Origin of the sequence: Rhizocola hellebori, assembly GCF_016862955.1 — a bacterium.
GTDB lineage: Bacteria > Actinomycetota > Actinomycetes > Mycobacteriales > Micromonosporaceae > Rhizocola > Rhizocola hellebori.
Genome location: NZ_BONY01000108.1, coordinates 21,830 through 29,230, shown reverse-complemented (window position 1 = coordinate 29,230; position 7,401 = coordinate 21,830). Strand labels below are relative to the sequence as shown.

The window sequence follows — 7,401 nt, the reverse complement described above, 5'->3', positions numbered from 1 at the left end:
CTGGCGCAACGTAGTCAAAGGTGGGTCGGTGAAGGCGATGAGGGGCGAGTCGTCGTACCCGACGATTGAAACGTCGTCGGGGACTCGAAGGCCACGCTGCCGGGCGGCCCGGATGGCGCCAAGGGCCATCAGGTCCGAGCCGCAAACAAAGCCGGTAACCCCCTGGTCCAGCAGGCGCGCGGCGGCCGCATCGCCGCCCTCGACGCCGAACAGCGACAGCGAGATGGACTCTTTGAGCCCGAGCCGGCTGATCGCCGCTCGATAGCCCTCAATCTTGCGCTTGACCGGGAAGTACCGATCCGGCCCGGTGATGAGCCCGATCCGCTGGTGGCCAAGGGCTGCCAGATGGGAGACGGCCAGCTCGCCCGCGCTGCGATCGTCGCAGGAGATGAAGGGCGCCTCGATGCCCTCGGCGAATCCGTTGATCAGCACGATCGGCAGCGGCCTGGCCAGCAGCTTGCGATAGCGCTCGGGGTCGCTGGTGGAGTCGGCGTGCAGGCCGGAGACGAAGACGATGCCGGAGACCTGGCGGTCGAGCAGCATCTCCACGTATTCGTCCTCGGGCACTCCGCCCGGCGTCTGCGTGCACAGCACCGGCGTGAAGCCCTGCTGCGCCAGCGAGCTTTCGATGATCTGAGCGAAGGCAGGGAAGATCGGGTTGTCCAGCTCCGGCACCACCAGGCCGACCAAGCCTGCGCTGCGTTTGCGCAATCTGGCTGGTCTTTCATAGCCAAGCACGTCAAGCGCGGTCAGCACCGCTTGACGGGTTTCAGAGGAGACCCCCGGGCGGTCGTTGAGCACCCGCGAGACCGTGGCTTCGCTGACTTCGGCCTGTTGGGCGATGTCAGACAGTCGTGCACGCATGGCGGCATGCTAACCGAAAAAGGGCCGGTTTGGTGATCCTCCGGTTGCAAGGACTTCCATAACTTGAAACTTCTTGCTAGCGTCGCCGAAACATCTTCCAAAGTAAGACAGGAGACCTTCATGCGCGCCATCCGTATAGCGGGTGTGATTGCGGCGGTTGGGCTAGTGCTCGGTGCCTCGGCATGCGCCGGCGACACCGAACCACAGGCGCAGCCGAGCAAGGATAAAGGCAACGGCAAGCTGGAAATCTGGGCCGATCCCAAGCGTACGGCCGCTTTGAAGCCCTTCGCCGACCAGTTCGGCAAGGAGAACGGCGTCACGGTCACCGTCAAGGAGATCCTCGCCGACACCATTCAGCAAACCTTCGTCACCGGCTCGCAGCAGGGCAGTGGCCCTGACATCGTGGTGGGAGCACACGACTGGATCGGCAACCTGGTCCAGAACGGCTCGATCGACCCGGTGAACCTGACCGCGGCGCAGAAGTCCTCCTTCGAAGCGGCCGCGCTCAAGGCGGTCACCTTCAACGGGCAGGTCTACGGCGCGCCATACGCCATGGAGAACCTGGCGCTGATCCGTAACACGGAGCTGGTCCCGACCGCTCCGGCCACCATCGAAGACCTCGTCAAGGCCGGCCAGGACCTCAAGGCCGCCGGCAAGGCTTCCGAGATCATGTGCTTGCAGGTCGGCGACAAGGGCGACGCGTACCACATCTACCCGCTGTTCGCCTCCGCCGGTGGCTCGCTGTTCGGCGCCACCGCCTCCGGCGACCCGGACCCGAAGAACGTCGCGGTGGGCTCGGCCGACTCGGTCAAGGCCTTCACCAAGCTGAAGGACCTGGGCGAGAAGGGTGCTGGAGCGCTCAAGAGCTCGATCGGTGGCGAGAACTCCATCTCCACCTTCACCAGCAAGAAGTGCGCGTTCCTGATCTCCGGCCCGTGGGCCACCAAGGACGTGAAGACGGCCGGTATCAAGTACGACATCAGCCCGATCCCCGGCTTCGCCGGTGGCAAGAAGGCCACGCCTTTCCTTGGCGTGCAGGCGTTCTACGTGGCCTCGAAGGCCAAGAGCAAGGCCCTCGCGCAGGAGTTCGTGGCGAACTATGTCACCAACAAGGACGTGGCCAAGGCGCTTTACGACGCTGAGCCCCGCCCGCCGGCGCTGACCGCCGCGATCGACCTGGTCAAGGCGACCGACCCGGACCTGGCGAAGTTCCTCGCCGCGGGCAAGGACGGCTTCCCGATGCCGGCCATCCCCGAGATGTCCGCGATCTGGGGCCCGTTCGGCAACGCCGAGGTGGCCGTGGTCAAGGGCGAGGACCCGGCAACCGCAGCCGCCGCCGCCCAAACCGCCATCGTCGCCGCAATCAAGAAGTAAGGCTCAACGACAGCCGATCGCAATGCCGCGCCGGTGTCTGGACTGAGCGATCATGAAGCCCCGCCCTTTGGGGCTTCATGATCGCGAGGGAAGGCACCGGCTTCAAGGCGGCATTGCCGCGCGTTGCTTCGCACGCGCCAGAATTGGAGTGCAGATGTCGTTCCTGGTTTCGCGGATAGCTACCCTCGCCATCACCGCGGCCATCCTGTTCTACGCGGTGCCCCCACTGATTGGCGCGCAGGCGTGGGTCGCGCTGGCCATCTTGGCCGCGGCGGCCGGAGGTGTCGCCTACCTCTATCTGACCCCCAAGCACATCGCGGCCAAATATCTGGTGCCAGGAACAATTTTCCTGATCATTTTCCAGGTGCTGCCGATCCTCTACACGTTCACCGTGGCCTTCACCAATCTCGGCGACGGGCACCGTGGTTCCAAGCAGGAGGCCATCGCCGCTATCGAGCGCGAATCGCTGGTGGAGATCCCGGACGCGCCCGACTATGCGTTGACCGTGGCGCTGGCCGACGACAAGGTCGTCTTTCTTCTGGTGGATCAGGACACCAAGGCCGTTCAGGTGGGTACCGTCGAAGGGCTGTCCAAGTTGGATGGTGCCGAGGTCGGGGTCACCGGCAAGGTGCTCAGCGCCCCCGGGTACGAGATCATCCAGGCCAGCGAGCGCGATGCCGACGTGCAGGCGCTCGTGGTACCGACACCGCGCGGCGCCATCAAGTCCAGTGGCCTGAGCCGGGCCATCGAGCTGGAGGCCAAGCGCAAGTATGACGCGCAGTGTGACTGTGTCGTCGAGGGCGGCAAGAGCTGGAACGCGGACGATGCCCGCGGCTACTTCGTCGACTCCGACGGCAACAACCTGATCCAGGGCTGGAAGGTCAACGTCGGGTGGGCCAACTTCACGCGGACCTTCAGCGATCCCAATATCTCGGGCCACTTCCTCGGCGTACTCATATGGAATCTGGTCTTCGCTCTTTCTTCTGTCGCATTGACTTTCGCTCTCGGCATGGCCGTCGCGCTCGCGCTTCACTCGCCGCGGATGCGCGGCACGAGGATCTACCGGACGATCCTGATCCTGCCCTACGCCATGCCGAGCTTTGCCATGCTGCTGGTCTGGCGCGACATGTTCAACCGCGATTTCGGTTTGCTTAATCGGGTACTGGGAACCGACCTCGACTGGCTGGGCACGCCGACGGGCGCGCGGCTGGGGCTGCTGATGGTCAATCTGTGGCTGGGTTTCCCCTACATGTTCCTGGTGGCCACGGGCGCGTTGCAGGCCATCCCGCGAGAGCTGACCGAGGCGTCCGGAATGGACGGAGCGTCGCCGTGGCAAAGCTTCCGCCGGGTCACCCTACCGCTGCTGCTGATCGCGTTGACCCCGCTGCTGATCGCCTCGTTTGCGTTCAACTTCAACAACTTCAACCTGGTTCGCTTCGTGACGAATGGCGGCCCCTATGCGGTCGACAACAGCTTGGTGGGTAAGACCGATCTGCTCATCACCTACACCTATCGGCTCGCCTTCGAGGGCGGCCAGGGTCAGCTGGGCTTCGCCGCTGCCATCTCCACCTTCATTTTTGCCATCGTGGCCACGATTTCGACGATCGCGTTCCGGCGCACCCGGGCCCAGGAGGAGGTTTACTCATGAGGACCTTCAAGGCTGTCTGGTGGCGGCACGCGATTCTGTTGCTGGTCGTGGTGTTTGCCTTGGTGCCCATCGCCTTTGTGGTGTCGGCCGCGCTCAACCCGCTGGGCACGCTGAACACGGCTGAGATCTACCCGACCGGGGCGAGCCTCAACAACTTCAAGAATCTTTTCAGCGATCCCAGCCATTCTTTCGGGCTCTGGTTCGTCAACTCCATCTTCATCGCCCTTGCCGCCTCGTTCGCGAGTGTGTTTCTCAGCGTGTGCGCGGCTTACTCGTTCAGCCGGATGCGGTTCAAGGGCCGCCGGGTGGGCCTGCTTTCGCTTCTGCTGATCCAGATGTTCCCGCAGTTCCTCGCCGTGGTAGCGATCTTCGTGGTCTTCACCGAGGTCAATGAGCTCTATCCGACGTTCGGATTCGACTCGATCTGGGGCCTGCTGCTGCTCTATCTGGGTGGGGCGCTGGGCGTGAACACGTATCTGATGAAGGGTTTCCTGGACACTGTGCCGCGGGAGCTGGACGAATCGGCGACAGTGGACGGGGCGTCGCACGCCCAGATCTTCTGGCGCATCATCCTGCCCTTGGTCGCGCCGGTGCTCGCGGTCACCGCGATGCTGTCCTTCATCACGACAATCAACGAATTTCTCATCGCCAATATCTTTCTTCGCGAGGATGACGCCAAGACTTTGGCGCTTGGCATGTTCGGCCTGCTCGGGCCGGACAGCCGCAACGCTAACTTCGGCATCTTCGCTGCGGGCACCCTGCTCACCGCTATCCCGACGGTCAGTGTTTTCCTTTGGCTACAGAGATACATAGTCTCGGGTCTGACGATGGGCGCGGTGAAGGGTTAGCAATGCGGTTTTTCGATCACCCACATCACGACGGTTCGGCGCTCTACGTTCACGAAAATCAGGTCTGGGTAAGGGTTCCCGCCGCATTCCCGGCGGACGAGGTGCTCGTGCGCTGTGTGGTGGACGGGGAGCCGCGTTATCTGCACGCAGCGGTCGACCGGGCACGCGCCGGGCGTGCGCTGGGTGGCTACGGCGCGGACGACACGTGGTGGACGGCTGTGCTGCCGGCGCACAACCCGGTGACGCCCTACCGGTTCAAGCTCGGCGCGCAGTGGCTTACCGCCGCCGGGCTTATCGACCACGACGTACCGGACACGGGCGACTTCAAACTGGTCACCTATGACCCGCCGCCGGCGTGGATGGCCGACGCCATCGTGTACGAGATCTTCCCGGATCGCTTCGCGGGCTCGCTGGCCGGAAAGGAGCTGCCCGACTGGGCGCTGGCGGCGCAGTGGGACACCTCGGCGGTGGTGCCGGCCGGGCCCGGTGTCTCCGAACAGTTCTTCGGCGGTGATCTCGATGGGATCACCGCTCGTCTTGACCACATCGCTTCGCTCGGCGCCAACACCGTCTATCTGACGCCCATCTTCCCGTCGCGTTCCAACCACCGCTACGACGCTTCCACCTTCTCCTATGTGGACCCGTTGCTGGGCGGGGACGAGGCGCTCAAGCGGCTCGCCGAAGCAGTCCACTCCCGCGGGATGCGGCTCATCGGCGACATCACCACCAACCACGTCGGCGACGCGCACGAGTGGTTCACCGACGGCGAAGCCGAAATGTTCTACTGGCTCGGCGACGGCGACTACGAATCCTGGTGCGGCGTAAAGAGTCTGCCCAAGCTGAATTGGAACAGCCCTCTGGTTTGGGAACGCATGACCTCGGTGATGCGGCGATGGCTTGAGTTCTTCGACGGCTGGCGGGTCGATGTGGCGAACATGACCGGGCGTTTCCGCGACGACAATCTCACCCACCACATCGCCGCTTCGCTGAGGCGCGCCCTGCCCGCCGACGCTTCGCTGGTGGCCGAGCACAATCACGATTCCACCGGCGATCTCGACCGTGATGGCTGGCACGGCACCATGAACTACGGCGGATTCCTGCGGCCCGTGTGGAGCTGGCTGCGCGGCGACTCTTGCGATCTAGAGCATTTTCTCGGGGTACCGGGAAATGTCCCGGCCCGAGATGGATTGGCGACCCTGGCCACGATGCGAGCATTCGCCTCGCAGATGTCGTGGCGCTCCTACGTCCACTCGTGGCAGCTGCTCGATTCCCACGACTCGCCCCGGGTGCGCACGGTGGTCGGCTCGCGTGAAGCACAGATCATCGCGCTCGGGCTGCAGGCGACCATGCCCGGTACCCCGATGATCTTCGCGGGCAGCGAGTTCGGCCTGACCGGGGTGAACGGGGAGCACTCGCGCACCCCTATGCCTTGGAACCGCCCGGATGATCGCTGTGAGGAGACCCTGGCCGCCTATCAGGCCCTCTTCGGGTTGCGCGCTCAGCACGCGGCGCTGCGTCACGGCGGCCTGCGCTGGATCCACGCCGACGCCGACAGCCTGGTCTTCCTCCGCGAGACCGAGCACGAGTCGATCGTGGTCGCCGCCTGGCGGGCCGGCGCCGCACCCGCGCTGCCGCTGCCGGCTACACCTCTCTATAGCGCGCCCGGCCTCACGATAGGTCGAGTCGCATGACGTTGCCGGTCGGCCACTTCTCGCTGGGCCCCAGGTCGGCGAAGCCGGCCTTCGCGTAGGCGCGGCGCGCGGCCGCGTTGGTGCGGTAGACGACCAGTTCCAGGAAGGCATTGTCGGCCGCCTTCGCCCACTGTGCGACCGCACCGATGAGGGCTGCCGCCGCTCCCGTGCCACGCGCCGCCGGGGCGACCCACATCGCGATGAGGTGGCCGACCTTCGGGTCGTCGCTGTCTGGAACCCAGCACGCCAGCCCCACCGGCCCGCCGTCGAGCTGGGCGGCGAAGGCTTGCCCGCCGGTGGGCCAGGTGCGCCAGCTCGCCTCGTCGCGTTGGGCCGTCTCCTGATAAGACCCGCCAAAGGCCTCCGGCGCATCAAGCAGCGCCGCGAGTCTCAGCTCTTTGGTGGTCGCCCAGTCATCGGGGCTCAGCGCGCGCACTTCCATCATGGAAGAGATGTCTACAGCGCGCCGCGCAGTCAGGCCAAGGCAATTATCTCCAGAAGACGGCGACGGCGGCGTTGACCAGGGTCAGCCCGATGATGGCCAGGAAGTGGCCCTTGTTGACGGCTTCGCGCTTGCGGGAGAAGAAGACCATCACGAAGATCATCAGGGCGATCACGCCCTTGACCGCCAGCTTGGCCGGATCCGGCTCCTTGGCGGCGTCCCCGCGCAGCGGCGCGCTCAGCGCGAGCCCGGTCAGCACCTGGATGATGGCGCCCCACAGCATGGCGGCGTTGATGCGCAGCTTCCCGGTCAGGTACTGCACGATCGAACCGCCCAGGAGCAGGGCGAACCCGATCAGGTGGATGTAGCGCAGGATGAGTCGAAGAGCCTCCATGATCGGGAAGATTACGCCTGGCGTAAATGCCTCGGCGCTGCAACCCACGGAGTTACGGTAGGTGACGAAGGGATCACCACGTGACCCAGTACACGCAAGAGTCACGCCATAGTAACGACCGTTCAACAAAGCTTCATGAT

Annotated in this window: 7 protein-coding genes; 4 read left to right on the top strand and 3 right to left on the bottom strand. The window is 64.8% G+C overall.

Going from position 1 to position 7,401, the window contains the following annotated elements; genetic code table 11:
• Positions 1–864 (bottom strand): LacI family DNA-binding transcriptional regulator (locus Rhe02_RS44320; protein WP_203914555.1); only part of this gene is annotated, 864 nt, incomplete at its 3' end.
• 120 nt (positions 865–984) lie between these two features.
• Between Rhe02_RS44320 and Rhe02_RS44315 the strand changes: the two genes are divergently transcribed.
• The 4 genes from Rhe02_RS44315 (at position 985) to Rhe02_RS44300 (ending at position 6,425) form a co-directional block, all read left to right on the top strand.
• Positions 985–2,238, top strand: coding sequence for a sugar ABC transporter substrate-binding protein (locus Rhe02_RS44315; protein ID WP_203914554.1), 1,254 nt, complete (start codon positions 985–987; stop codon positions 2,236–2,238).
• Between the two features lie 154 nt (positions 2,239–2,392).
• Positions 2,393–3,886 (top strand): ABC transporter permease subunit, encoded by a 1,494-nt coding sequence (locus Rhe02_RS44310; protein WP_203914553.1) that lies wholly within the window; start codon positions 2,393–2,395, stop codon positions 3,884–3,886.
• Complete coding sequence (locus Rhe02_RS44305) at positions 3,883–4,734, top strand: sugar ABC transporter permease (RefSeq protein ID WP_203914552.1); 852 nt, start codon at positions 3,883–3,885, stop codon at positions 4,732–4,734. The genes Rhe02_RS44310 and Rhe02_RS44305 overlap by 4 nt, the downstream gene beginning before the upstream one ends.
• A 2-nt stretch (positions 4,735–4,736) precedes the next feature.
• Positions 4,737–6,425, top strand: coding sequence for a glycoside hydrolase family 13 protein (locus Rhe02_RS44300; protein ID WP_203914551.1), 1,689 nt, complete (start codon positions 4,737–4,739; stop codon positions 6,423–6,425).
• Here Rhe02_RS44300 and Rhe02_RS44295 read toward each other — a convergent pair.
• Positions 6,403–6,870, bottom strand: a complete 468-nt coding sequence (locus Rhe02_RS44295) for a GNAT family N-acetyltransferase (protein ID WP_203914550.1) — start codon at positions 6,868–6,870, stop codon at positions 6,403–6,405. The two genes, Rhe02_RS44300 and Rhe02_RS44295, sit on opposite strands and share 23 nt — an antisense overlap.
• Before the next feature lie 43 nt (positions 6,871–6,913).
• On the bottom strand, positions 6,914–7,261 hold the full coding sequence (locus Rhe02_RS44290) for a hypothetical protein (RefSeq protein ID WP_203914549.1): 348 nt from the start codon (positions 7,259–7,261) through the stop codon (positions 6,914–6,916).
• Between the last annotated feature and the right edge of the window lie 140 nt (positions 7,262–7,401).

Excerpts from the sequence above, each read along its gene's own strand:
- Rhe02_RS44315 (WP_203914554.1), top strand. The coding sequence starts at position 985 with ATGCGCGCCATCCGTATAGCGGGTGTGATTGCGGCGGTTGGGCTAGTG.
- Rhe02_RS44310 (WP_203914553.1), top strand. The coding sequence starts at position 2,393 with ATGTCGTTCCTGGTTTCGCGGATAGCTACCCTCGCCATCACCGCGGCC.
- Rhe02_RS44305 (WP_203914552.1), top strand. The coding sequence starts at position 3,883 with ATGAGGACCTTCAAGGCTGTCTGGTGGCGGCACGCGATTCTGTTGCTG.
- Rhe02_RS44300 (WP_203914551.1), top strand. The coding sequence starts at position 4,737 with ATGCGGTTTTTCGATCACCCACATCACGACGGTTCGGCGCTCTACGTT.
- Rhe02_RS44295 (WP_203914550.1), bottom strand. The coding sequence starts at position 6,870 with ATGATGGAAGTGCGCGCGCTGAGCCCCGATGACTGGGCGACCACCAAA.
- Rhe02_RS44290 (WP_203914549.1), bottom strand. The coding sequence starts at position 7,261 with ATGGAGGCTCTTCGACTCATCCTGCGCTACATCCACCTGATCGGGTTC.